Annotated in this window: 17 protein-coding genes and 6 tRNA genes; 16 read left to right on the top strand and 7 right to left on the bottom strand. The window is 42.9% G+C overall.

Going from position 1 to position 26,600, the window contains the following annotated elements; translation table 11 throughout:
• Window positions 1-10 precede the first annotated feature (10 nt).
• Complete coding sequence (asnB, locus tag HMPREF1534_RS12025; RefSeq protein ID WP_005938967.1) at window positions 11-1,678, top strand: asparagine synthase B; 1,668 nt, start codon at window positions 11-13, stop codon at window positions 1,676-1,678.
• Window positions 1,679-1,755: 77 nt separating this feature from the next.
• On the opposite strand, the gene HMPREF1534_RS20305 is transcribed toward asnB, so the two are convergent.
• The 3 genes from HMPREF1534_RS20305 to HMPREF1534_RS12030 all read right to left on the bottom strand — a co-directional run bounded on the left by HMPREF1534_RS20305 (window position 1,756) and on the right by HMPREF1534_RS12030 (window position 3,605).
• A complete protein-coding gene (locus HMPREF1534_RS20305; RefSeq protein ID WP_178312765.1) occupies window positions 1,756-2,064 on the bottom strand; it encodes a hypothetical protein in 309 nt (102 codons plus the stop codon).
• A 205-nt stretch (window positions 2,065-2,269) separates the two neighbouring features.
• Window positions 2,270-2,410 (bottom strand): hypothetical protein, encoded by a 141-nt coding sequence (locus tag HMPREF1534_RS20675; protein ID WP_005938964.1) that lies wholly within the window; start codon window positions 2,408-2,410, stop codon window positions 2,270-2,272.
• Window positions 2,411-2,987: 577 nt separating this feature from the next.
• Window positions 2,988-3,605 carry a superoxide dismutase gene (locus HMPREF1534_RS12030; RefSeq protein WP_025066835.1) on the bottom strand — a complete coding sequence of 206 codons (618 nt, stop codon included), beginning with the start codon at window positions 3,603-3,605 and terminating at the stop codon, window positions 2,988-2,990.
• Between the two features lie 108 nt (window positions 3,606-3,713).
• Here HMPREF1534_RS12030 and HMPREF1534_RS12035 point away from each other — a divergent pair, with 108 nt between their 5' ends.
• From HMPREF1534_RS12035 to HMPREF1534_RS12075, 9 genes are all read left to right on the top strand, one after another.
• Window positions 3,714-6,020 (top strand): ATP-dependent helicase, encoded by a 2,307-nt coding sequence (locus tag HMPREF1534_RS12035; RefSeq protein WP_025066836.1) that lies wholly within the window; start codon window positions 3,714-3,716, stop codon window positions 6,018-6,020.
• Between the two features lie 28 nt (window positions 6,021-6,048).
• Window positions 6,049-7,212, top strand: coding sequence for a carboxynorspermidine decarboxylase (gene nspC / locus HMPREF1534_RS12040; protein ID WP_005938955.1), 1,164 nt, complete (start codon window positions 6,049-6,051; stop codon window positions 7,210-7,212).
• Between the two features lie 174 nt (window positions 7,213-7,386).
• Window positions 7,387-7,459, top strand: a tRNA-Gly gene (locus tag HMPREF1534_RS12045).
• A 46-nt stretch (window positions 7,460-7,505) separates the two neighbouring features.
• Window positions 7,506-7,586 (top strand) — tRNA-Leu (locus tag HMPREF1534_RS12050).
• Between the two features lie 26 nt (window positions 7,587-7,612).
• A tRNA-Leu gene (locus tag HMPREF1534_RS12055) sits at window positions 7,613-7,699 on the top strand.
• Between the two features lie 15 nt (window positions 7,700-7,714).
• A tRNA-Gly gene (locus HMPREF1534_RS12060) sits at window positions 7,715-7,787 on the top strand.
• A gap of 8 nt (window positions 7,788-7,795) precedes the next feature.
• Window positions 7,796-7,876: transfer RNA gene (locus HMPREF1534_RS12065), tRNA-Leu, on the top strand.
• 18 nt (window positions 7,877-7,894) lie between these two features.
• Window positions 7,895-7,967, top strand: a tRNA-Gly gene (locus HMPREF1534_RS12070).
• A 179-nt stretch (window positions 7,968-8,146) separates the two neighbouring features.
• On the top strand, window positions 8,147-9,766 hold the full coding sequence (locus HMPREF1534_RS12075; protein WP_005938952.1) for a bifunctional metallophosphatase/5'-nucleotidase: 1,620 nt from the start codon (window positions 8,147-8,149) through the stop codon (window positions 9,764-9,766).
• Between the two features lie 122 nt (window positions 9,767-9,888).
• Here HMPREF1534_RS12075 and HMPREF1534_RS12080 read toward each other — a convergent pair whose 3' ends face one another.
• Window positions 9,889-11,391, bottom strand: a complete 1,503-nt coding sequence (locus tag HMPREF1534_RS12080) for a glutamine synthetase family protein (RefSeq protein WP_005938950.1) — start codon at window positions 11,389-11,391, stop codon at window positions 9,889-9,891.
• A gap of 69 nt (window positions 11,392-11,460) precedes the next feature.
• The gene (locus HMPREF1534_RS12085; protein WP_005938947.1) at window positions 11,461-13,530 is read right to left on the bottom strand and encodes an LruC domain-containing protein; all 2,070 of its coding nucleotides are present in this window, start codon (window positions 13,528-13,530) and stop codon (window positions 11,461-11,463) included.
• A gap of 124 nt (window positions 13,531-13,654) precedes the next feature.
• On the opposite strand from HMPREF1534_RS12085, the gene HMPREF1534_RS12090 reads away from it, so the two are divergent.
• Window positions 13,655-15,187, top strand: a complete 1,533-nt coding sequence (locus HMPREF1534_RS12090; protein WP_005938945.1) for a carbon-nitrogen hydrolase family protein — start codon at window positions 13,655-13,657, stop codon at window positions 15,185-15,187.
• 96 nt (window positions 15,188-15,283) lie between these two features.
• On the opposite strand, the gene HMPREF1534_RS12095 is transcribed toward HMPREF1534_RS12090, so the two are convergent.
• Together HMPREF1534_RS12095 and HMPREF1534_RS12100 are read right to left on the bottom strand one after the other, a co-directional pair.
• On the bottom strand, window positions 15,284-16,594 hold the full coding sequence (locus tag HMPREF1534_RS12095; RefSeq protein WP_005938942.1) for a sensor histidine kinase: 1,311 nt from the start codon (window positions 16,592-16,594) through the stop codon (window positions 15,284-15,286).
• A gap of 6 nt (window positions 16,595-16,600) precedes the next feature.
• Window positions 16,601-17,935, bottom strand: coding sequence for a sigma-54-dependent transcriptional regulator (locus HMPREF1534_RS12100; RefSeq protein ID WP_005938940.1), 1,335 nt, complete (start codon window positions 17,933-17,935; stop codon window positions 16,601-16,603).
• Between the two features lie 342 nt (window positions 17,936-18,277).
• Between HMPREF1534_RS12100 and HMPREF1534_RS12105 the strand changes: the two genes are divergently transcribed.
• Genes HMPREF1534_RS12105 through HMPREF1534_RS12125 form a run of 5 tightly spaced genes read left to right on the top strand, consistent with a single transcriptional unit; the run spans window position 18,278 to window position 26,406 of the window.
• Entirely contained in the window at window positions 18,278-19,573 is a 1,296-nt protein-coding gene (locus HMPREF1534_RS12105) for a TolC family protein (RefSeq protein ID WP_018452746.1), read from the top strand.
• Window positions 19,574-19,585: 12 nt separating this feature from the next.
• A complete protein-coding gene (locus tag HMPREF1534_RS12110) occupies window positions 19,586-20,833 on the top strand; it encodes an efflux RND transporter periplasmic adaptor subunit (protein WP_005938936.1) in 1,248 nt (415 codons plus the stop codon).
• A 12-nt stretch (window positions 20,834-20,845) separates the two neighbouring features.
• The gene (locus HMPREF1534_RS12115; RefSeq protein WP_050560718.1) at window positions 20,846-23,251 is read left to right on the top strand and encodes an ABC transporter permease; all 2,406 of its coding nucleotides are present in this window, start codon (window positions 20,846-20,848) and stop codon (window positions 23,249-23,251) included.
• A 21-nt stretch (window positions 23,252-23,272) separates the two neighbouring features.
• The gene (locus HMPREF1534_RS12120; RefSeq protein WP_005938928.1) at window positions 23,273-23,989 is read left to right on the top strand and encodes an ABC transporter ATP-binding protein; all 717 of its coding nucleotides are present in this window, start codon (window positions 23,273-23,275) and stop codon (window positions 23,987-23,989) included.
• Entirely contained in the window at window positions 23,986-26,406 is a 2,421-nt protein-coding gene (locus HMPREF1534_RS12125; RefSeq protein ID WP_005938925.1) for an ABC transporter permease, read from the top strand. Before HMPREF1534_RS12120 ends, HMPREF1534_RS12125 begins: the two co-directional genes overlap by 4 nt.
• Window positions 26,407-26,600: the final 194 nt, after the last annotated feature.

Here is a 26,600-nt window from a genome sequence, read left to right as displayed (position 1 = left end):
AAATACAATTATGTGTGGAATCGTAGGAATATTCAAGATAAAGCAACAAACGCAAGAGTTGCGACAGAAGGCATTGAAAATGTCACAAAAGCTCCGCCACCGCGGGCCGGACTGGAACGGCATCTACGTAGGCGGCTCTGCCATCCTGGCCCATGAACGCCTCTCCATCGTAGACCCTCAAAGCGGAGGGCAGCCCCTATACAGTCCCGACCGGAAACAAATCCTTGCCGTGAACGGAGAAATCTACAACCATCGGGATATCCGTGCAAAGTACACCGGAAAGTATGATTTCCAGACCGGAAGCGACTGCGAAGTCATCCTTGCCCTTTACCGTGACAAAGGTATTCACTTCCTCGAAGACCTGAACGGCATCTTCGCCTTCGCCCTCTATGATGAGGAGAAAGACGATTTCCTCATTGCCCGCGACCCCATCGGAGTCATACCTTTATATATAGGCAGGGATAAGGACGGCAAAATATACTGCGCCAGCGAGTTGAAAGCCCTCGAAGGGTTCTGTGATGAATACGAACCCTTCCTTCCCGGCCATTACTATTGGGGAAAAGAAGGCAAGATGACCCGCTGGTACGTCCGCGACTGGTTTGAATACGAAGCCGTGAAAAACAACAATGCCTATTCCCAGGACATACACGACGGACTGGAAGAGGCCGTTAAGCGCCAACTGATGAGTGATGTGCCCTACGGCGTACTTCTTTCCGGCGGTCTGGACAGTTCCGTCATCTCTGCCATTGCCAAGAAATATGCAGGCAAACGGGTAGAAACCGACAATAAAAAAGATGCCTGGTGGCCTCAGCTCCATTCCTTTGCCATCGGTCTGGAAGGTGCGCCCGACCTGATAAAAGCACGCGAAGTAGCCCGCTTTATCGGAACCGTGCATCATGAAATCCATTATACCATCCAAGAAGGATTGGACGCTATCCGCGACGTCATTTACTACATCGAGACTTACGATGTCACCACCGTTCGCGCCTCTACCCCGATGTATTTGCTGGCACGCGTCATTAAAAGCATGGGAATCAAAATGGTGCTGAGTGGCGAAGGGGCTGATGAAGTGTTCGGCGGCTATCTCTATTTCCACAAAGCTCCTACGGCCCAAGCCTTTCACGAAGAGACCGTGCGCAAACTAGGCAAGCTCCACCTCTATGACTGCCTCCGTGCCAATAAATCCCTCGCAGCATGGGGAGTGGAAGGCCGAGTGCCTTTCCTGGACAAAGAATTTCTGGACATAGCCATGCGACTCAATCCCGAAGCAAAGATGTGTCCCGGAAGCACCATTGAAAAGAAAATAGTCCGAGAAGCCTTTGCGGACATGTTGCCCGACAGTGTAGCATGGCGACAGAAAGAGCAATTCAGCGACGGCGTGGGCTATAGCTGGATTGATACGCTGAAAGCCCTTACCGCCGAAGCCGTCAGTGACGAGCAAATGGCGCACGCAGCCGAACGGTTTCCTATCAATACGCCGCAAAACAAGGAAGAATATTACTATCGCAGCATCTTCCAGGAGCACTTTCCCAGTGAAAGCGCAGCCCGCAGCGTGCCAAGTGTGCCCAGTGTGGCATGTTCTACCGCCGAAGCCCTTGCATGGGATGCCGCCTTCAAGAACATGAACGAACCAAGCGGACGGGCCGTGAAGGGAGTGCACGAAGAAGCATACTTATAATGAAATGACAGAGGCTGTGTCTAAACGTTTATAATGCTATCATTTAGCTCTGTCATTCTGAGTGCGCACCACTTACATCAGTGGACCGAATCGATAATGACGGGGAAGCTTTTCAGCAGTCTGGTGTTATTGTCATTCTGAATGAAATGAAGAATCTGGAAGCATAAAGTGGATGTATTCAGATTCTTCGCGAAGCTCAGAATGACAAGACACAATTTCGTCATTGGTCGTTTTAGTTTTGACACAGCCTCATTGATATAATCCGGCTTGGCTGTATTCGCCCCGGCTTTCACTAAATTATACAAATGCGTAGTTTTTATCCATAAAAAGCAACTGTGTCTTTCCGTTCTACAGTCGGAAGTCGGTTTCTTCTTTTCTCCTTTCATTATCCGTTGAAACGCCCTGTTGATGGGGGGCCGGTTGTGAATGAACCTCCCTACATTATCGTCTCAGCCTCCTTTCATTCGTAACACTTTTGTAAGCAGATACAAATACTGAAGGCAGATTTGAAAGGACATGGGGAACGTGGCTGAAAGGAGGATGAAAGGGTGCTCTGTCAGTTTTAACCGATTGATTGTCTGTGTGTTTTGATTAAAATGTAAGGATGAATGGGAAACGGGAATAACTGACTTGGTGGGGGAGATTCTGTCCGAGAACTCCGTTCGTATTATCATTCTTGTCATTCACTAGTGCAGCCTTATCGTTTTTGTCAACAAAGTGAAGTGTTCTCATTTTTGTTATTCTGAACAAAGTGAAGAATCCGAATGCATTCACTTTACGTTTACAGATTCTTCGCGCAGCTCAGAATGACAGGACAAAAGGAGAGCAAAAGGAAAGCAAAAAGATGCCGAGCTTTAAAAAAAAGGTGGCGAGGTCTTTAAAAAAGATGCCGAGCTTTTTTTAAAACCTCAAGGTCTTTTGGCAACATCCGGTGTGGGCTGCATGGCTAGCGTGTATATTCACATTGGCAACGCGAATATTCATATTGGCAACGTGAATATTCGCATTGGGTCACACGTACGTACGCATTGGTCAACACGTACGTACGCATTGAGCAACACGGACGTACGCATTGGCCTATACATATATATGTATCGTGTCAGGCTCCGTCATATCCTGCATCAAGATTTGATTCGCTTACCTCCCCCTGTTTTTGCCGGTGTGCAAAACTTCGGGTGGAAACCGAAAGTACAAAAAAGAGGATGTGTCAAAACTGAAATGGTCTATCTCTTTGTTAAAATGATAGCATTATCAACGTTTTGGCACACCCTCTGAATATGATTAGGTGCTTAGTGTGGCGTTCGGACTATTACATTCGTTTTTCTACAATGTCCCAATCGATGATTTCCCACAGCTTGTTTATGTGGTCGGCACGGCGGTTCTGGTAATCCAGATAATAAGCGTGTTCCCAGACATCGAAGCCTAGTAGCGGTTTCAATCCATGACGCCACGGGTTGCTGCCATTAGCTTCTTTAGTGATATGCAGTTTCCCGTCTTTATCAACTGAAAGCCATGTCCATCCTGAACCGAACAGGGTAGTGGAAGCGTTATTCATTTCTTTCTTGAAGTTGTCAAAGCTCCCAAAGTCACGTTTGATAGCTTCGGCCAGTTTGCCTGATGGTTCGTGCTTGTTGGGCTGCGGAGTAAACTGAAGGAAATATAATGTATGATTCAATACTTGTCCGGCATTGTTAAAGATACCTCCATCGGGAGCAGTGGCGACAATTTCTTCCACGCTCTTGCCTTCGAATTCAGTACCCGGCACAAGTGCGTTAAGGTTGTTTACATAAGTTTGCAGGTGCTTACCATAATGGTAATCTATAGTGGCCTGGCTGATTACAGGTTCGAGCCCGTCGTTTGCATACGGGAGTTTGGGCATTTCGTAAGTCATAACTAGAGAAATTAAAGTTGTTAATATTATATTCATTTTAAGTCGAGTTTTGAATTAAACTTCTATTATAATAACATTATTGCCATGCGAAATGTTCAGATAAACTCAAACTTTCTCTATCTTTGCGGACGAAAGATGAAACGTATGACTAATTATTTGGAAGAACTTAATGAGAGCCAGCGCAATGCAGTGCTTTATAATGACGGTCCCTCTCTGGTAATTGCCGGAGCAGGGTCGGGGAAAACGCGTGTGCTGACTTATAAAATAGCTTATTTGTTAGAACAAGGATATAAGCCGTGGTCTATTCTGGCATTGACATTTACCAACAAGGCTGCACGCGAGATGAAGGAGCGTATTGCCCGCCGGGTGGGTGAGGAGGCCCGCTATTTATGGATGGGAACTTTTCATTCCATCTTTTCGCGTATTCTGCGGGCGGAGGCACAAGTCATCGGCTTTACCTCCAGTTTCACTATTTATGATTCTTCGGACTCAAAGAGTCTGATCAAGTCTATAGTGAAAGAAATGCATTTGGATGATAAGACATACAAACCGGGAATGATTCAGTCACGTATCAGTAACGCAAAGAATCATTTGGTGTTACCGGATGCGTATGCATCAAATGCAGAACTTTATCAGAATGATGTGAATGCCAAAGTGCCGGCCACACGCGATATCTATCGTCGTTATTGGGAGCGTTGCAGGCAGAGTGATGCCATGGATTTTGATGATTTGTTGGTCTATACTTATTTGTTGTTCCGAGACCATCCTGAGATTCGTCAAAAATATGCCGGACAATTCCGATATGTATTGGTAGACGAGTATCAGGATACGAATTTTGCACAGCATAGCATTGTGCTCCAACTTACTAAAGAACATCAGCATGTATGCGTGGTGGGTGATGATGCACAAAGCATTTACTCTTTCCGGGGTGCGAATATTGACAATATACTGAAGTTTACGCAACTCTATAAAGGTGCCAGACTCTTTAAGCTTGAGCAGAATTACCGTTCTACTCAAACCATAGTTTGTGCAGCCAACAGTCTGATAGAAAAGAATAGCGAGCAAATTCGCAAAGAAGTGTTTTCCGAAAAGGCGAAAGGGGAGCCTATCGGAGTGTTTAGTGCATATAGTGATGTGGAAGAGGGTGAGATTGTTGCCAATCAGATAGTGAAGCTTCGCTCACGCGAACATTATTCATACAATGATTTTGCTATTCTATATCGTACCAATGCTCAGAGCCGTATTTTTGAAGAGGCTTTGCGTAAGCGTAGCTTGCCCTATAAAATTTATGGAGGATTATCGTTTTATCAACGCAAGGAAATAAAGGATATTATTTCTTATTTTCGTCTGGCTGTCAATCCGAATGATGAAGAGGCTTTCAAACGGGTGGTGAATTATCCGGCGCGGGGGATAGGCGACACTACGTTGAACAAGATTATAGATGCTGCTACGCTGAATCATGTCAGCCTCTGGAAAGTATTGGAAGACCCGTTGGCTTATGGAGTATCTATCAATAAAGGTACGCATGCCAAGTTGCAGGGCTTTCGTGAAGTGATAGAAAACTTTATAAAAGAGGCGGCAAAGAAAAGCGCGTATGAAGTAGGTACGCTGATTGTGCGCCAGTCGGGTATTATGAATGAAATTTATCAGAGCAATGATCCTGAGAATTTGAGCCGGCAGGAAAATATAGAGGAATTGATAAATGGTATGCACGACTTTTGTGCCACACGTGAGGAAGAAGGCAGCGCAAATATCCGTTTAACGGACTTCTTATCTGAAGTATCTTTGCTGACAGATCAGGATAATGATAAAGAAAGAGATAGTGAGAAAATAACGTTGATGACCATTCATTCTGCCAAAGGATTGGAATTTAAAAATGTGTTTGTTGTGGGGCTGGAAGAGAACTTATTTCCCAGTGCATTGTCGCTCAATTCTTATAAAGAGCTGGAAGAAGAACGTCGCTTGTTCTATGTGGCGATAACCCGCGCCGAAGAACATTGTTATCTTTCTTTTGCCAAAAGCCGTTTTAAATACGGAAAGATGGAGTTCAGCAGTCCGAGCCGTTTCTTGAAAGATATTGATGCGCATTTCTTGCAGTTGCCGCAAGAGGAGCAATTGGCAAGAAGGATAGACGAGGGAGCCGGTCGTTTCCGCCGCGAACAAAATGAGCGTCCGCAATTGGGCGGAAAACCGAAAGTGGAGATGATTCGTCCTACGGTACCACGTAATTTGACAAAGATAGGAACAGCGATGGGTGGGAAGTCGCCGACATCTGCCACATTACCTATAAATGTGCAGGCCGGTCAGGTGATAGAACATGAACGTTTTGGTATCGGCGATGTGATAAAAATAGAAGGGACCGGAGAAAACAGTAAGGCAACCGTACGTTTCCGTAATGCAGGGGAAAAACAACTGTTGTTAAAGTTTGCACGATTTAAGGTGGTAGAATAATAGTTTTTACATAGAAAGATTTAATCATATGATAGATATAGATAAAGTACCGTCTCCATGTTATGTGATGGATGAAAAATTACTCAGAAAGAATCTGAGTTTGATAAAGAGTGTTGCTGATAAGGCGGGGGTAGAGATTATCCTTGCTTTTAAATCCTTTGCTATGTGGAAGTCATTTCCCATTTTCAGAGAGTATATCAGATATACAACTGCCAGTTCGGTTTATGAAGCGCGTTTGGCTTATGAAGAGTTTGGGAGCAAAGCACATACTTATTCTCCTGCATATACCGAAACCGATTTTCCTGTTATCATGAAGTGCAGCAGCCATATTACATTTAATTCTTTTAATCAGTTCCGGCATTTTTATCCGGAGATTGAAGCAAATGAGGAAAAGATTTCCTGTGGTATCCGCATCAATCCCGAATACTCGGAAGTAGAAGTGGAACTTTATAACCCTTGTGCTCCCGGTACCCGCTTCGGAGTTACTGCCGATTTGTTGCCCGATACACTGCCTGCCGGTATTGAGGGATTTCATTGCCATTGCCATTGCGAATCCGGTTCTTATGAGCTGGAGCATACACTGAAGCATATTGAAGCAAAGTTTTCTCGCTGGTTTTCCCAGATAAAATGGTTGAATTTGGGTGGAGGTCACCTGATGACACGTAAGGATTATGACACAGATCATCTCGTGACTCTTTTAAAGGAATTGAAAGCGCGCTATCCTCATCTGGAGATTATTTTGGAGCCGGGTTCTGCTTTCACCTGGCAAACCGGTCCTCTTGTGGCCTCGGTGGTTGATATTGTTGAAAGCCGTGGCATTAAGACCGCTGTCCTTGACGTCAGCTTTACCTGCCACATGCCCGATTGTCTCGAAATGCCTTATCAGCCGACAGTGCGCGGAGCCGACACACTGCCTGCCGAAGCTGTAAAGACAGCCCGGCCGGAAGACTATATCTATCGTTTAGGTGGAAACAGTTGTTTGAGTGGTGATTATATGGGTAGTTGGCGCTTTGACCATCCCTTACAGATAGGCGAACGAATCGTGTTGGAAGATATGATTCATTATACCATGGTGAAGACGAATATGTTCAATGGAATTCATCATCCTTCTATTGCCATTTGGCATACAAACGATACCTTAGAGGTATATAAGAGTTTCAGATATGAAGATTATAGAGACCGTATGTCGTGATATATAAGAAAAACTTAATTCCAATTTGTATTGATAATGAGGAATTTGGTGAAATAATGTAATAAATGTATTATAAAAAGTACGGAAAAGTTTTGGAGGTTTAGAAAAAAGCACTACCTTTGCATCCGCAATCGGGAAACAGCTGATGAATATCAGAAGCCGAAAGCGGAAGTTGCGGAAATAGCTCAGTTGGTAGAGCATAACCTTGCCAAGGTTAGGGTCGCGAGTTCGAGTCTCGTTTTCCGCTCACGAAAGAAATCTTGTGCGTAGTAACAAGCGAGTTACACAGAAAAGCCCAGGTGGCGGAATGGTAGACGCGCACGTTTCAGGTGCGTGTGTCGAGAGGCATGCAGGTTCGAGTCCTGTTCTGGGCACTGCTCACAAGAATTTCTAAGTTGATGGAGGAATGGCGGAATTGGTAGACGCGCCACTTTGAGGGGGTGGTGACAGTTATGTCGTGTGAGTTCGAGTCTCATTTCCTTCACCATCGGAATGGATAATTGCGGAAATAGCTCAGTTGGTAGAGCATAACCTTGCCAAGGTTAGGGTCGCGAGTTCGAGTCTCGTTTTCCGCTCACGAAAAGCCCAGGTGGCGGAATGGTAGACGCGCACGTTTCAGGTGCGTGTGTCGAGAGGCATGCAGGTTCGAGTCCTGTTCTGGGCACTGTTAGAATGAATAATTGCGGAAATAGCTCAGTTGGTAGAGCATAACCTTGCCAAGGTTAGGGTCGCGAGTTCGAGTCTCGTTTTCCGCTCTAAGCAAGAAGGTCAATGTAGGGATACGTTGGCCTTTTTTATTCCCTGTCGGGAAAGTGGAATTAAAAATAGTCAATGAAACATGATAGGGATTGTGAAACTAGTGTTATCTTTGTTCTGTTTGAAGGAGTTCCGATAGGGAGCAGGAGGGAGGATGAACACCTATTATTAATTGATTATGAATAGAACACTTTTGAAAAAGGCTGCTCTATGTTGCGGTCTGTTAATTGCTTCGCCATTCATCGCATTCGGGCAAATTCATGAAGGAGGGCACCGTCCTGATTGGAATGCCATCGATACCATCTCGTTTTTGTCATTCAATGATTTTCATGGCGCATTTGTGAAAGACCGCAATGTTCCCGGAGCCGCAGAATTGGTTCAGGCAGTTTTGGACGAGAAAGCAAAGAATAAGAATACTGTCGTTGTCTCTGTGGGAGATAACTTCAGCGGCAGCTATTTCTCCAGAATCACGCGCGGGAACCCGTTGCCGGAGATGTTTAGGGAAATGGATGTCAAGATGTCGGCAATAGGCAATCATGAATTTGACTGGGGATTGCCTTACTTGGTTGATACAGTAGCGGTATGCATGGATTATATCGCAGCTAATATTGTAGCAAAAGACGACCATGCTCCATTGGAATGGCTGGAGCCTTGCAAGATGGTGGTGCAGCCACTTAAGAATGGCGGCAGCGTAAAGATTGCTTTTGTAGGATTGACAACTACGGACACGGCTGTGAAGACACGGTCTGAAAATATTAGAGGAATTGATTTCGTAAATCCTGTGGATGCGGCACGCGTTCAGGTTGCGACCGGTCTTAAAAAGGAAGGGAAAGTGGATATGGTGGTGTTGCTGATGCACATTGGCACGGACATGTCTAATCCCGATGTGATTGAAGAAGAAAATGCAAAGCGGCTTCCTTGGATAGAAGGTGTGGATGCCATTATTTCCGGTCATTCGCATAAAGTGGTGCTGGCTGAGGTGAATCATCTTCCTGTCATCCAAGCAGGTGTAAATGGCACTCATTTGGGGAAACTGAATTTTGAAGTGAAACAGGATGCAGGCAAGTATACTATTCAGTATATTGGCGGGGATACCATTCGTGTAGCAGGAAAGGGTAATTCGGTTATTGACTCGCTGGTGAACAAAGAAATGGATAAATATGGTTTTGAGGAGGTACTCACGACGGCTGAGAATGATTTAATCCATGACCGTAATATTAATAAAAAAGATTATACTACGGTGGGAGCTTATGTGACGGCATCTTATGCAGATACTTTCCGTAAATATTCTCAGATATCGAAGAAATATGGTAAGCAGTCGGTTGTCGGGGTAAATCATTACGGTGGTTTACGTGCAAGTATATTGAAAGGGGAGGTGACAAAGCTTCGCGCAGGGAATGTGTTACCCTTCCAAGGACATTTGCTTGCGTTCCATTTCTCCGGTAAGGAGTTGAAGAAATTGTTGGCTGATGGTCGTATTAATAAGAATGGCTTTTTGCAGACATCTCATTTGGCTATCGGTTTGGCATCGGATGGAGTGACTGTTACTTCTGTCACTGATTTGGTTACAGGGAAAAAGATAAAGGATACAGATAAATGTATTGTTGTGCTGGATTCTTTTATTACTGATGGTGGAGATGGTTACGATGCAGGACTATTTCAAAAACCAATTAAAGAATTTAATGATTTGAATCTTGAACCGACTGTTGTTTTTATTGACTATTTACGAAATTTGGGGGGAACTGTTTCTGTGGGAAAAGCTCCGTTACCTGAGGTTGTCATTGAAAAGGCACGATAATTCAATCCGGTAAGATTCTGATTGTATAAAATGAAACTTGCTCAAGCAGAAGACCGTTTATCTTCATTGCTTGAGCAAGTTCTTTTTCTGAGCCTTATTTATAAAACTTCGTTAGTAAAACCTTATCCGCAATGAAAATATCTGTTTACTAAGGCCAACATTGCTTCAGGATTGTCTTTCAGTTCGCTACGCAGAATTTTATCATTGTAACTTTGTAGTTTGTTGATAATTCCATCAATCATGGCCGGACTGAATACATTATATTTTTCAAATATCTCACGTTGTTGTTGCAGACATTCAGCGGAAGCAGTACAACTGTCGGGCAGTTGTGCCAATGCTTTTAGTTTGTCTGCGTTTTCTTTTTGGTGAATATTTACGTTTACATAAGTTTTTTCTGCTATGTCCAGTGCATTCTCCAGCTCAAAACCATGTCGGCAAGCTACGGCCAGTCCGGCAATTAATTGATAGAGGTCGGCCGAGCCATCCGGTGAACGCATTTCTACTGTCTGCTTTTGAGTGGTATCATAATTGCTTTGGCTTTCCAACGGATTTGCAGTTATGCACATATCTGTTTTGGCAGCCCATCCCAAAGGTACCCGGACCAGAACAGAACGGTTGCGGTCTCCCCAGCAAATGTTTGTGGGAGCTTCCTGGTGTGGAACCAGTCTGAAATAAGAAGTTGGATTTGTATTGCCAAAAGCGGTAATTGAAGGGGCTGTAATCATCATTCCGGCAATGGCTTTGCGAGCTGTCTCCGACAATACCCCGTCTTGCAACATCTGATTTTGTCCGTCTTTCATGATGCGCATATGGATATGCAATCCCGAACCGGCTTTTCCGGTTGTGATTTTCGGTGCAAATGTAATATCATAACCATTTTTATAAGCCAGATTGCGAATGATCCATTTGGCAATCATCAGTTGGTCGGCAGCATCTTCAGCCCGAACCGGCAGAAATTCAATTTCATTTTGTTCGTATATCATTCCGTTCAGGGTGAAATTGCCTACTTCGGAATGTCCGTATTTGATTTGTCCGCCGGCTTGTGCAATATAAGCCATGCACTGTGTGCGGAAATCATTAAATTTAGCATAGGGGGCAGACTCATGGTAGCCTTTCTGGTCGGTTGCCGGAAACATTCCACTATCAGGGGCAATTACATAATATTCCAATTCTCCCATTGCCTGAAACTCCATACCGGTGACATTGGTAAAAGCTTTGCATGCTTTTTGCAATGTATGTTCAGGAGAGCTTTCCAATGGTTCGCCATCTTTATTAAAGAAAGAGCAAAGCATGGAAAGAGTTGGAATTTCGGCAAATGGATCAAGGAAAGCCGTGCGGAAACGTGGAATTACATAAAGGTCGCTACTTCCGGCTTCTATAAAGGGAAAGAGGCTGGAACCGTCTACTCGTTCGCCACATGTAAGAATGGCATCCAGATATCCAAGGTTGTTAATTACAAAATTAAGAGTTTTCAAACGTCCGTCTCCTGCCGGATACATAAAATTAACCATACGGATACCGTTCTCTTGGATATAGTGTATGATATCTGCTTTGGTAAATTCAGCACAAGGTTTACCTATAAAAGCCACTAATTGGTTGGGATTCATTTCTAATTCTTTATTCATAGTATGTTGTTTCTTTTAGTGTGTTCTAGGGTTAATGTCCCAAAGGTAATGAAAAGTTTTAAATCTCTATCAATATATGTAAGCTGAATTCTGTTTATCGAGCCAATTTATATGATGGCCGGACGCTGAAGTCCAATTGAGATAGTCGGGATAGGCTTCACTTACTCCTTTTCCTTCTATAGGATATCGCCATAAATTGTTGAGACTATTATTTGAGGAAGGGATATCAAGTGCCCATGGGTAATCATTATCCATGCGATAGTAATATCCTTTTTCGGGCATTGAGCAGTCATCGTCTTCCTCTCTTCCGAATAAAGATATATCCATTTTGCTTGTTGGAGCTTTGTCAGTCAAATGTATTTCGTGATTTCTGTTGACAACATATATGAAGGGATTGAAATCTTTAAAAGAATTGAGTCCTATATTGCTTTTTAAAGTAATATAGACATTTTGTTTTGTTCCTGCTATTTCTGCATTTCCTTTTTGTGTATTGATAAAACCGCCGTGTCCTCCGAATGCATCCTTGCGGGTATCTTCATAAATGATAATCGTTGCTTTCGTTTCGTCTTTTTCTATGTTGCCTCCTGTAACATTTTCTATATTATTGGTTTCGATAGGCAATTGAATACCAAAACCGCTATTATATGACGCTCCTAAAGCCCTTGGTATAAATGTTAAACGAATAGCCTTTACATCTTTATCATTGTTTCCTTTTATTAAAGAATAAGAATAACCAGTAACGAAATCATTGAAATCATAATCTCCCTTTTGCGGCCAATTGTCTTCAAATGCTAATGTGCCGCTGATGGAAGAAACATATTCTTCGGGGGCAACCGGTATTTCATCTTTGGGTTTCATAATAGGATCGGAGGTGACTTTGAACAAAATATCATTGTAGTCTTTATCATTATTTTCATTCTCATCATTATGCTGACGATTTTCCATACCTACAATGTTCATTTGTGCTTCTTCACACCAACGGGTAATACCATTTGTGTAGTTCCCGGGAAAGTTGCCAATTTTACTATTGAGGATAGAGGTGGAAAAACGATAATTTCCTATCATTTTATAGTTACTGTAATTCCCGATAATTCCATTGCTAATCATGACCCAGCCTATTTTAACTCCTTCGGGAAAGGTATCGACATATTGATTGCTTTTTTCATCCCAATACAATAATTGAATTTTTGAACCGATAGTTGCCGATGCAGAGTTTGTCAGTCTTTTTGTATTAGTATTTGGATAGATGATGGTTTTGTGTATCGTTTGGGCATCATCGGCTGTCAGATTGCCGGTATAGGTATAGTAACACAGGGCATTTGCCACATTATTATTGTTTATGCTGAATCCTCCGTCACCGATTAGTGTAACCCATACGTGTGCACCTTGAAAAGTTCCTTCTGTATTGGCTGGAGGAGTTATCTCTAAATCTGTACAATAATTCTCTCCAAAATATTTTTCATCTTCTACGGTAACTCTTTCCGGGAAATAATTGGAAGCCAGCGTTATTTCTTTTGAAGTCAAAGTATTTCCGGCTTCAATCACTTCTTTATCATTTGATTTGCCATCATTGATAATTCCTCCACTGGCACCATCGGTGAGTTGAAAGTTGTAAAAAGAGTATAGATTAGTAGATGATTCTATCACTTTAGCATTTCTTCTTCCGGTAAAAACGCCTTCTCCTCCGGCTCGTGCTTTGGCGGATTTGGCATTGACACCGGTAGTGGTGAAGGTGATATTCATATTATTCTGAATCTCGCAGGTCTGAATCATTTCAAAACTTGAGACAGGAGTATAAACATAAAGAGTGGTTGCTGTATTAGGTACAGCGAGTGTCGCTTTTATAGTACCGCTTTCTGCCGTTTTGCCCGAATAAAGAGGAAAGATATCCGTTCGGCGGTCTCCTTCTTCTGTATAAGGATTTTCCAAATAGACGTAAAATGGAACGTCAGGTATTGCCGAACCGCTATTGGAACGAGTTGTGATTTCCAATTTCTTTTCCGATATCATTCCGAAATCAAATGATAAATCTAATTCTTCTTCTTTGTCTCTGTCTGAAAGATTTAGATTATTCTTGTCTAAACAAGAAGATAATGATATGCATGTACATACCATATAAAAGATGACCCTGTTCTTCATATATTTATTATTATAGATGTTGGCAAATTTAAGTAAAAATCTAAATAAAAGCTATTTGTTTTCTATTTTTTGTCTTTTTGTTTATAACTTTGCTCTCCAATTTTAAGGTATAAAAAGAAATGTTATGGAACCGATGCACAAAATAAATAAAGTAGAGGTCCGAAATTTACAGATCGAAGATTATGCCCAGTTATCGCAATCGTTTAAACGAGTATATGCCGATAAAGATGTTTTCTGGACACATGAACAAATTGAAACGCTGATCAGGATTTTTCCTGAGGGGCAAGTAGTAACGGTAGTAGATGAGAAAATCGTGGGATGCGCTCTTTCCATTATTGTCGATTATGACATGGTGAAAGGAGATCATACTTATGCCAAAGTAACAGGAAATGAAACTTTCTGCACTCATAATCCGAATGGGAATATATTGTATGGCATTGAAGTTTTCATTCATCCGGATTATCGCGGATTGCGTTTGGCACGCCGTATGTATGAATACCGCAAAGAGCTTTGCGAGAAATTAAACCTGAAGGCGATAATGTTTGGCGGACGTATTCCCAATTACCATAAATATGCCGATACGATGCGGCCGAAGGAATATCTTGACAAGGTTCGTTCGCGTGAGATTTATGATCCGGTACTGACTTTCCAGTTGTCTAATGACTTTCACGTCAGACGTGTCATGAAGAATTATCTTCCTAATGATGAGGAATCTAAGCATTGCGCCACGTTGTTGCAATGGGATAATATTTATTATCAGCCTCCTACACAGGATTATGTAGATAAAAAGACAACTGTTCGTGTCGGATTGGTGCAATGGCAGATGCGTCCCTACAAGACATTGGATGATGTGTTCGAGCAAGTGGAATTTTTTGTTGATGCCGTATCTGATTATAAAAGTGATTTTGTACTTTTCCCCGAATATTTTAATGCACCGTTAATGGCTAAATTCAACCATTTAGGTGAAGCACAGAGCATCCGCGGGCTGGCGCAATATACGGAAGAGGTGCGTGATCGTTTTATCAACCTGGCAATCAGTTATAATATTAATATCATAACCGGAAGTATGCCCTATGTAAAGGAAGATGGCGGACTGTATAATGTGGGATTCCTTGTCCGTCGTGACGGTACTTATGAAATGTATGAAAAAGTACATGTCACTCCGGACGAGATAAAGAGTTGGGGACTGTCGGGAGGTAAGATGGTGCAGACTTTTGATACCGATTGTGCCAAGATTGGTATTTTGATTTGCTATGATGTTGAATTCCCCGAACTGTCGCGCATTATGGCAGACCAGGGTATGCAGATTCTATTTGTGCCTTTTCTTACGGATACACAAAACGGATATTCGCGTGTGCGTGTTTGTGCACAGGCCCGTGCTATTGAGAATGAATGTTTTGTCGCTATTGCAGGGAGTGTAGGTAACTTGCCGCGTGTGCATAATATGGATATTCAGTATGCACAGTCGGGGGTATTTACTCCTTGTGACTTCGCTTTCCCCACAGATGGTAAACGTGCAGAAGCTACTCCGAATACGGAAATGATCCTTGTTTCAGATGTGGATTTGGACTTGCTTAACGAATTGCATACTTATGGTAGTGTGCGCAATTTGCGCGATCGCCGTCATGACTTATATGAGCTGAGGGTAAAAAAATAAGTTTTTTGTATGAGCAGGTATATAATGCCTGCCCATACAAAAATGAATATTATTGTCGGAGGAAGTGGTATTCAATGATATTGTGGAAATCTGTACTCAGGGAGTTTCCGGCCATTCTATGACAAAAACCGTTTTCCCTTTTTGGCTTTCCTGTAAATAGAAATTGCCTCCGTGTTTTTTTATGATTTGTTGACACAGACTGAGGCCGATTCCCATTCCTTCTGTTTTTGTGGTGAAGAAAGGTACAAAGATTTTCTCTTGTAGTTCGGGAGGGATTCCTTTTCCGTTGTCCGTTATATAAATGCGTAATTTTTCGCATCGGGTGAGGTTGATTTCTATTTTTCCTCCGATTTTTCCTTCTAAAGCTTGGATGCTGTTCTTAAGAAGGTTCAGGAAAACTTGTGAGAGTTGTTTCTCGTCTCCTTCAACTGTTATGTCGTTTGGGATGCTGTGCAGGGTGAACCGGATGTGCGCTGTCTCGAAGTCCGATTGTAAGAGTATCTCCAGGTTGTGGAGTGCTGTTGTCAGCGAGAATGTTTTTTTTATCGGATCGGGCAGGTAAGAAAGATGGCGGTAAGATGCTGTAAATTCCATCAACCGTTCACTTTGCTCACGTATTACATTCAGACCGCGTGTTACTTTTTCATCGGTTTGGGGACGGGCAGAAAGTGTTTGTGCCAGTGATACGATGGGAGCTATGGTATTCATGATTTCATGAGTGAGCACACGCGTCAGTTTACTCCATGATTCACTTTCTTTTTCGCTCAACTCATTGCTGATGTCTTTGATGGCAAGCAGGGTTATTGTTTCCGGTTCCAGTTTCATATAGTTTAGAGAGAGTGAAAGCTGCCGTTTGCCAATGGAATGTATGACAGTCGATTTTTGTACCGTATTTTGTTGAAGGAAATCTCTTATTTCGGGATAAAGTTGTTTTAGTTGTCGGACAAAAACCAGTTGTTCGAATCCTAAAAGTGAAAGTGCCGTGCTGTTTGCCAGTATGATTTTTCCTTCGGAGTTCCATGCAATGATACCGCTTGGTATTTCTTCCAGTAAAGAATAATAAAATTTTTCCTGTTTTTGGCTGTCGGATTTGGCAGTGGCAAGCAATTCGTTTATACGGTTGAGAGAACGACTGAGCGCATTCATTTCCCTATCTCCGGAATATTCATTGAACTGTATCATGTTTTCTTTGTCTTCTATGGCATCGAAGAAGAGCTTGAGTTTGGCATTGGATTTGTTTAGCCGTTTTACGAGGGCTCCGGTTATGAAGAAGGAAATTATTATTATCAAACATCCTATAATAATCCCGGTGTGAGTGACGATCAATACCAGCCCGGTTCCGGCTACACCCAAAATCAAAAGGACATAACAGAGGATGACGATATAGAGATGACGGCTGAAGAACATACTATATCAGAGTTTGAATCGTTTAATTTTATTGTAGAGTGTCTGGCGGCTGATGCCCAATTGTTCGGCTGTTGCGGTCAGGTTACCGTCATTTTGCCGGATAGCCGTTTCAATGGCTTGGCGTTCCACTTCTTCCAAGTTGGGGACTACTGTAGATAGTTGAGGGCTCCATGTCTGTTTCACAAAAATATCTTTGGGGCGGATTACGTTTCCTTCACATAGAATAATAGCTTTTTCAATGGAATGTTGCAGTTCGCGGATATTGCCGGGCCAATGGTAGGAACGGAGCTTTTCTAATGCGTTTTCATGCAAAAAAATGTCTTTCCGTCCGTATTTGTTGGCATAGCGGCGAATAAAGTAATCTATGAATAAAAGTATATCATCTCCGCGTTCCCGTAAAGGGGGAAGTTCTAAATGGATGGTATTCAGTCTGTATAATAAATCTTCACGGAAACGACCGGATTCTATTCTTTCCTGAATATTGAGGTTGGTAGCCGAAATCAGTCGTATGTCTACGGGGATAACTTTGTTGCTACCTATCCGTGTGATATTCCTATTCTGCAATGCCGTTAACAGTTTTGCTTGCATTCCCAAAGGCAGGTTACCGATTTCGTCCATAAAGAGGGTACTTCCCGAAGCTGCTTCGAATTTTCCGGGGCGGCTTTCGTAAGCATCGGTAAAAGCCCCTCGTTCGTGCCCGAAAAGTTCACTTTCAAACAGCGACTCACTGATGGCTCCCATGTTGACTGTTACCATTTCTTGTTTCCGGCGAGGAGAAAGGTGGTGGATTTCGCGTGCCAGCATTTCTTTTCCGGTTCCGTTTTCGCCGGTGATAAGAATATTGGCATCGGTGCGTGCTACCTTGATGACCATTTTCATGAGTTGTTGCATGGCGGGCGACTGACCGACAATCATTTGCGGCTTATGACCTAGGATAGGGGAAGGTACTTTGTTTTTCTTTCCGTTGCCGAATGCTTCTTTTATCTTGTGCACAAGGGTTTGATTATCCCATGGTTTCAGTAAAAAGTCGGTAGCTTCATTTTTCAGTGCTTTGACGGCCAATTCCACGTCCCCGTAGGCAGTGAGCATCACGACGGGAAGGGTGGGAGCGATTTCTCGGATGCGTTTAAGCCAATACAAGCCTTCGTTGCCATTATTGATGCCGGCAGAAAAGTTCATGTCGAGAATGATGACGTCTATCGGTGAAGTATTGAGTATGGATATGATTTGGTTAGGATTACCGGCTGTTTTAATTTCGCTGAATTCTGTTTCCAATAACAGTTCCAGTGATGCCAGTACTCCTTTGTTATCGTCTACAATTAAAATAGTTCCTTTTTCCATCATTAATTTGCTTTCGGGGATAAAGATATTTGCTTTTGCTTGTTCCTCCAAATGAGGTGTCTAATAATTGGACGTTTTTGGAAGATAATTTAATAGTTTCTCCTCTAAATTCAGTTTTATAGTGAAGCGTCGGTGTCTATAACCTAAAATACATGGTAAAAGTCTGCTCGTGATCGATTTTTATTCTTTTTATAGGAGTGGGAGTGTCTATGAGTTGGACGCAACAGCGTCTAAGAAATGGACAGTATTTGGTAATTCTAAATTTATATATTGTTGATAATTAATAGTTTGATGCTTATGGCATGCCATTTGCTTTACTTTATCCGTCAAAGTAAAAAAAGTATGAAAAATAAAATGATAATTGTGTGTGTATTGTTAGGGTTGGTTTTGCCTCTAGATGGGCAGACCACGCTGGACGATTGTATACATTATGCTTGGAAACATAATCTCGAATTTAAAAACACACAGATAGAAGTGCAAGAAGCCCATACTGATTATGTGGCAGCTATGGGAAAGTTTATGCCTAGCGTATCTGTACAGGCAGAAGTGGGCAGGCATATAGGCCGTTCTATTGATCCCGGCACTAACGGGTATACTTCTGACTCTTACAATCAGGGAACAGTGGGCATGGATGTTACCCTTTCCTTATTTGAAGGATTTACTCGGATCAACCGTTTGCGCTTTACCCGTTTGGTGCAAAAGGAAAAGGAGTGGAGCCGTCTGGCAAAACAGAATGAGTTGGCTTACCAAGTAGTCGAGGCTTATTATAAGGTGGTATTGGATGAAAAACTTTTGCAGTTGGCCGAAGAGCAGTTGCTTTTGGGCAAACGTTATTTAAAGCAGACCGAGACGTTTTTGACATTAGGCTTGCGGTCTGCTTCTGATCTTCAGGAAGTGAAAGCGCGTCATCAGGGAGATGTGTTCCGTTATAGTTCGTATGCAAAGAACCGGAAGATGTCGCTTCTCTATTTAAAAGAATTGATAGGGATGAAATCATCCGCGGAATTGGCTGTTGTGTGTGCGGATGAAGATAGTGTGTTGGCATTGCCTGTTACGAATGCCGATGAACTTTATTGGCAATCTACACGTGTCTTGCCGGATTATAAGAAAATGGAAATGTGGGAACGGATTGCGCGTAAGGAGTTGGCTATTGCTTCCGGACAGTTTAGTCCTACTATTTATGCCCGTTTTTCGTGGGGGTCTGACTTTTATAATTCTTTATTCTCTTTACACCAGATACGTGACCATTGGAATAAATATATTGGCGTAGGAGTTTCGTTCCCACTATTTACCGGTTTGGATCGTTATGCTTCTTTAAGAAAGAAAAAATTGAACGTAGCGCGTGTGCGTAATCGCATTGAAGCAAAAAACAACAACTTGCGTATTGAGACGGAGCAAGTCACTTTATCGTTGTACGCAGGATGGGAAGAGCATCGGCAGGCTATGCTGCAAGTACAGGCTGAAACACAAGTCTTGAAAGAGACGGAACGTAAATGGGAGGAGGGACTTGTTTCAGTCTTCCAGTTGATGGAGTCACGCAATCGTTTGCTTTCGGCAAAGGCAGAACAGGTGCGGACAAGGTTGCAGTATGAGTTGGCTTTGCGTTTGGCTGATTATTATCGGACTGGCAGTTTTTAATAAAAATAATATATGGATACACAGATTGAACATAAGAAAAGGTTTACTCCGAAACAAATTTATGGTGGGGTGGGCGTTGTTTTATTAATAGTATTAATTCTTTATTTATTCTTTCGCGATACCAGTTCTTCCATGACAGTGGAAAAGAACCGGATAACCATTGCTACCATCAAGGAAGGTGAGTTTAATGATTATATTCGTGTCATAGGCCAGGTACTTCCCAACCGTATGATTTATCTGGATGCTATTGAAGGAGGAAGGGTAGAGGAACGTCTCTTTGAAGAGGGGGCCATGGTAAAGAAAGGAGATGCTATCCTTCGTTTAAGCAATCCGTTGCTTAACATTGGCATCATGCAAAGTGAAGCTGATCTTGCTTATCAGGAAAATGAGCTCCGTAATACCCGTATCAGTATGGAACAGGAACGGCTGGCCCTGAAACAGGAACGTATCGGTATACATAAAGAGTTTCTTACAAAGAAACGGCGTTACGAACAATACAGGCGTTTACTGGAAGAACAACTGATAGCTCGTGAAGATTACCGGTTGGCAACTGAGGAATATGAAGCGGCCCGTGAACAATTGCTTATCTTAGACGAACGTATCCGTCAGGACAGCCTGTTTCGTCTGACGCAGATCGCCAGCCTTGACGAGAATATTCTAAATATGAAACGCAGTCTTACTTTGGTACGTGAACGGTTGGAGAATCTTAAGGTGAAAGCACCGATAGACGGACAGGTAGGAAACCTTGAAGCCCAAATAGGCCAATCCATTGCGGCAGGCGAGCATATAGGGCAAATCATCACCGCCGACTTGAAAGTACAAGCATTAATTGACGAACATTATGTGGAACGGGTGGTTCAGGAGTTGCCGGCCGATTTCACACGTGATGGTGAAAATTATAAGCTGGAAGTGACTAAAGTATATCCTGAAGTGAAAGAGGGACAGTTTCGTACCGATTTTCGTTTTACTATGGGACGTCCGGAGAATATCCGTGCCGGGCAGACTTATCATGTCAATCTCCAGTTGGGCGATCCGGTGAAGGCTGTTCTGATTCCTCGCGGTGGCTTTTTTCAGACAACCGGAGGTAGATGGGTGTATGTTGTCGATGAAAGTGGTAAATTTGCTGTTCGTCACCCCATTCGCATCGGACGGCAAAATCCGCAGTACTATGAGGTGACCGAAGGGTTGAAGCCCGGGGACCGGGTGATTGTTTCCGGATATGAATTGTTTGGCAATAATGAAAAATTAATATTGAAATAAGTCTGCAATATGATCAATTACTTTTCGCAAGTGATACGTAGCCAGCGGGTTAAGAAATCCCTGGTATTGGTAAATATAATAGGATTGTCGGTCTGTATTGCAACAGCATTACTCATCATACTTTATGTATGGTCGGAGTTGAGCTACGATTCATTCCATAATGCCGGGCGTGTATATCGTGTCGAAAGTCGGTTGTATGAAGGCGAAACGCTTACAGATAACTGGGCAACTACAGCTTATGGGCATGCGCCCACAATGGTGCGCGAGATTGCCGGCATTGAGAAGTATGTTCGTGTGACGGCACAAGATCGCGAACAAGTGGTGAATTATTTTGATAGAAGGTTTGCCGAAGAACATTATTGTTACACCGAACCTGCTTTTTTTGAGATATTCAATTTTCCGATAATCAAAGGGAACAAGACCGGACAACTGGTGCGTCCTAATACGGTAGTATTGACTGAAAGTGCGGCAAGCCGTTATTTCGATGATGAAGATCCGATAGGGAAGGTGTTGACTTTCAGTACGTCTTCATCGCAACAAAATTTTGAAGTAACCGGTGTGATAGCGGATATGCCTGTTCGCTCTCATCTGAAATACGATTTTTTACTTTCATACAGTACGATTCCTAAAGAACGGCAGGACATTTGGTACATTCATGGAGTTTATACCTATGTTCGTTTGATGCCCGGAAAGCATCCGGCAGAGATAGAAGATGCTTTTCTCAGGATATCTGATAAGTATAAAACCGATGCATTGAAACATAAGACTTGGGCTGTGGAGTTGATACCGTTGAAGGATATTCACCTCACTCCGCAAAAAGCCTATGAGAAAGAAGTAAAAGGGAGCCGGACTGCGGTTTTTATACTATTGGTGATGTCCGTTGCTTTGCTACTGATAGGTTGGGCAAATGCTTTGAATCTGACTGTGGCGCGTTTTTTGGAACGCGGACGTGAGTTTGGGTTGCGCAAGGTTTTTGGTGCTTCGCATTGTCAGATTATCATCCAGGGGCTTCTTGAATCTGGTTTTATGAATTTGTTGGCTACACTGATAGCCTTTGGCTGGCTGGAACTCCTTTTACCTCTTGTTTATCGTTGGGTAGGGCAAAACTTTGGGACGGATATACTGATATTACCCGCTTTTTGGGGAATTGTAGTCGGAGTTGTTGTTATCGGAACGTTTGTCGTAGGGCTTTACCCCTCGTGGCTGATGGTTTCTATACGTCCGTCGGAGATTATGAGGGGAAAACTGTTGCATGGCAAACGTGGCAACCGGATAAGGAAAGTACTGATTGTAATTCAATTTTTGATTTCTTTTGTTCTGATTGTCGGCACGTTTACAGTAGTCCGGCAGGTTCGTTACATGCAAAGTAAGGCTTTCACCGATTCCCATTCACGCATGTTGGTTATTAAGTACCCTTCGTTTACCGAGGGATTGGCACTGCGTATGGAGAGTTTCACCAAGCGCCTGAAGCAGCGGGCGGACATAAGTCACGTTACTGTTTCGGGAGCTGTTCCCGGGGTAGAGGTGGCCAATTATTTCACCAACCGCCCTTACGGAAGCGACCCTTCGCAAGTGAAACTGATACAGATGTTTGCTGTAGATTATGACTATTTGCCTGCTTATCTGCCCGATCTGATTTGTGGACGGTGCTTTTCTGAAGATTTTGGTGGCGATCTCAATCGGATTGTACTCAACGAGGAAGCTGTCAGGTTGTTAGGCTATGAGTCACCCGAAGCTGCATTGGGACAACAGGTTAAAATGGAGGTGGTGGCTGATCCGCTTGAGATTATTGGGGTGGTGAGGAACTATCACCAACAGTCGCTTTCCGTGGCATATAAGCCCATTATCTTTTTTATGAAAGAACGAGTACCGTTTATTGAAACTCCTTATATTTCAATCCGCCTGACAGGTGAGGGAGAAGATAGTGTTTTAGCAGAGATTAGGCAACTGTATCATGAATACTTTCCGACTTCTTTATTCTCTTATTTCTTTTTAAATGATTTGAATACTTTCCTATATAAATCAGACCGTAATTTCGGTTGGATATTTGCCGGTGCTGCTTTGCTTGCTGTGTTTGTGGCATGTCTTGGATTGTGGATTGTAACGCTGTTTTCAACCTTGTCGCGCTTGAAAGAAGTGGGTATCCGTAAAGTACTTGGCGCAAATAAAAGCAGCCTGTTCTTTGTCTTAACTAAGGAGCTGATGCTACTCACTGTATTGGCATCTATTATTGGCATTCCTGTATCGGCAGTGTTGATGGAAGGCTGGTTGGAAACATATGCTTTTCATATTTCGTTGTCTTGGTGGATATATGCAGTTACTTTCGTATTGTTGCTGATGATTGCATTTCTTACTGTCTTCCAACAAGTATGGCGTATAATTCGCCTGAAGCCGATGCGTATTTTGAAATATGAATAACAAATAAATATTGAACTGATTATGATTAAAACTGAAAAACTGACAAAACTCTTCACAACCGAAGAAGTGCAGACAAAGGCATTGAATGAAGTTACCTTGCAGGTGGAACAAGGGGAATTTGTTGCTATAATGGGGCCTTCGGGATGCGGTAAGTCAACCCTGCTGAATATTTTGGGTACACTCGATTCTCCTACTTCCGGATCTTACTCTTTTGAGGGGAAGCAGGTGGACAAAATGAACGAGAACCAGCTTACTGCCCTTCGGAAAGGCAACCTCGGTTTTATTTTCCAGAGTTTTAACTTGATTGATGAACTGACTGTGTATGAAAACGTGGAGTTGCCTCTTATTTATATGGGTATCAAAGCCGGAAAACGTAAAGCAAGGGTCAACAAGGTACTCGAAAAAGTGAATTTGTTGCATCGTGTCAACCACTATCCCCAGCAACTGTCCGGTGGGCAGCAGCAACGTGTGGCTATTGCCCGTGCCGTAGTGACGGATTGTAAATTGCTTCTTGCCGATGAACCTACTGGCAACCTGGACTCAGTGAATGGAATAGAAGTAATGGAGTTATTGAGTGATTTGAACCGCCAAGGAACTACTGTCATTATCGTTACCCACTCCCAACGGGATGCAATGTATGCACATCGTGTCATCCAATTGCTGGATGGGCAAATTGTAGCAGAGAATATTAATCGTCCGATGGAAAAAATAACACCGGTTAAAAATGAAACCCTATGATAGGAAATTATTGGAATAGTGCCTGGCGGAATCTGATGAAACGGAAAAAGTTCAGTTTCATTAATATATTCGGGCTGGCTGTCGGTATGGCATCGGCATTGCTGATTCTTACTTATGTGGCCTTTGAATTCAGTTTTGATAAAATGCATGCGAAGCATGACCGTATCTACCGTGTACAAAGTACATTTTACGAGGGAGAGGTGCTGACCGATTATTGGGCAAGCAGCTCTTTCGGATATGGTTCGGCAATGCAGGAGAATCTTGCCGGAATCGAAGACTATACCCGGATTGCATCTTTGTTCCAGCCGGAACAACTGGTGAAATATGGAGAACTGTGCCTGCGTGAAAACGAAATAGCCTATGCCGATCCCGGCTTTTTCCGTTTGTTTGACTTCGAACTGTTGAAAGGTGACCGTGCTTCTTGTCTTTCTATGCCCGGGCAAGTAGTGATAACCGAACGCATTGCCCGTAAGTATTTCCGTGATGAAGAGCCTATGGGGAAGATACTTGTTTTTAACAGCAACATAGGAAAGGTTTCCTGTGAGGTGACCGGAGTGATGAAGGAAATGCCATCCAATTCACATATACATTATAATTTCCTTTTGTCGTATAAGTCATTGCCTAAATGGGTACAAGAGTATTGGTATAAACACGAAACATATACCTACGTTTTACTGGATTCGCGGGAACGGAAAGAAGAGATTGAACGCGCTTTTCCCGGGATGGCGGAAAAGTATAAAACGGAAGAGGCTTTGAAGAATAAGACATGGGGTGTCCGTTTAGTTCCATTGGAGGATATTCATCTCACACCGCAGTTGGGTTATGAGGCCGAACAAAAAGGGAACCGTTCGGCTATCATCGCATTGGTGTTCGCTGCTGTGGCTATACTGGTTATTGCTTGGATTAATTATATCAACTTGACTGTTGCCCGTTCGATGGAACGTGCCAAGGAAGTGGGGGTACGACGGGTAGTGGGGGCTTTTCCGCAACAATTGGTCGGTCAATTCTTGTTCGAGGCGTTGGTGATGAACCTTATTGCCTTTGTGATAGCTGTGGGGCTGGTCGAAATGCTGCTTCCGGCTTTTAATTTGTTGGTAGGGCGGACAGTGAGTTTCTCTGTCTGGCTTACAGGATATTGGGGTTTGTCCGTATTTTTGTTGTTTGTGTGCGGTGTTTATGTTTCGGGTTACTATCCGGCACGTGCATTGCTCCGCAAAAAGCCTATTATGTTATTAAAAGGTAAGTTTCAAAATGGACGTTCGGGAGAACGTACCCGTAAATTGTTGGTGGTTGTGCAGTATACGGCATCTATGATTTTGCTATGCGGCACATTGATTGTATTTGCACAACTTAACTATATGCGCCGTCAGTCGTTAGGAGTAAGGACCGACCGGATTCTGGTTGTGAAGTTTCCCGGTCCGACAGAAGGAATGAAGATAAAGATGGAAGCAATGCGTAAAGCGATAAGAAAGCTTCCGTTGGTGTCGAAAGTCACTTGTTCGGGTTCGGTTCCGGGAGAGGAGGTTGCCATGTTCCTGTCCAATCGGCGAACGCATGATGCCTTGAAACAGAATCGGTTGTACGAGATGCTTAGTTGTGATCCTGATTATATGGATGCTTACGGGTTGGAACTTGTAGCCGGACGTGGCTTTTCGGAAGATTATGGGGATGATGTAAATAAATTAGTTATCAATGAAACGGCAGCACGGACATTGGGTTATACAGATTATGAGAGTGTCATAGGTGAAGAAATATCTGTTGAGACAATAGAGGAGCCAATGCAGGTGATCGGGGTAGTGAAAGATTATCACCAACAGGCATTGAATAGAAATTATACACCTATTATGCTGTTCCATAAAGATAAGATAGATTGGATTCCGCAACGTTATATCTCTATTGTAATGAAGCCGGGTGATTCGTTGGAGCTTGTATCGCAGATATCGGAAATATGGACAACTTATTTTGCTGATTCCAGTTTCGATTATTTTTTTCTCGACCAGTTCTATGATCGTCAGTATCGTCAGGATGAAGCTTTCGGAGTATTGATGGGAGGATTTACAGGGCTGGCCATCTTTATTTCTTGTTTGGGGTTATGGATTTTGGTTATGTTCTCTTGTGCTGTGCGCACAAAGGAGATGGGCATTCGCAAAGTATTAGGTGCTTCACGGTTGAATTTGTTCTATCAGTTAGGTAAGGACTTTTTTATTCCTATCCTGATTGCAATTGTGATAGCATTGCCCGTGGCGTGGTTCAGCATGAATGCATGGTTAAGCCATTATGCATTCCGTACAGAACTGAAAGCTTGGTTTTTCTTGCTTCCGGTGGTGTTGATAGTGCTGATTTCGTTTTTAACTGTGGCGGGGCAGACCATTACAGTGATCTACAGTAAGCCGGCGCGCTCGTTGCGATATGAATAACAGATACAGGAGTCTTTTATCTTAATAAATCTATATTGAAAATGGACTAAATGTGCAGATTCGGGTCAGTCCGTTATTTAATGTTTGTGGAATGGTGGAAGCAAGCATCAAGATAAAACAAAAAGCTATTATTGGTTGTTTGATAGTATTCTATTCTTTGATTTAATCGAAAATAGAGCTGAAAAGTAACAGAT

Origin of the sequence: Phocaeicola massiliensis B84634 = Timone 84634 = DSM 17679 = JCM 13223 (assembly GCF_000382445.1) — a bacterium.
Lineage (GTDB): Bacteria > Bacteroidota > Bacteroidia > Bacteroidales > Bacteroidaceae > Phocaeicola > Phocaeicola massiliensis.
This window is presented reverse-complemented; position numbering and strand designations above follow the sequence as displayed.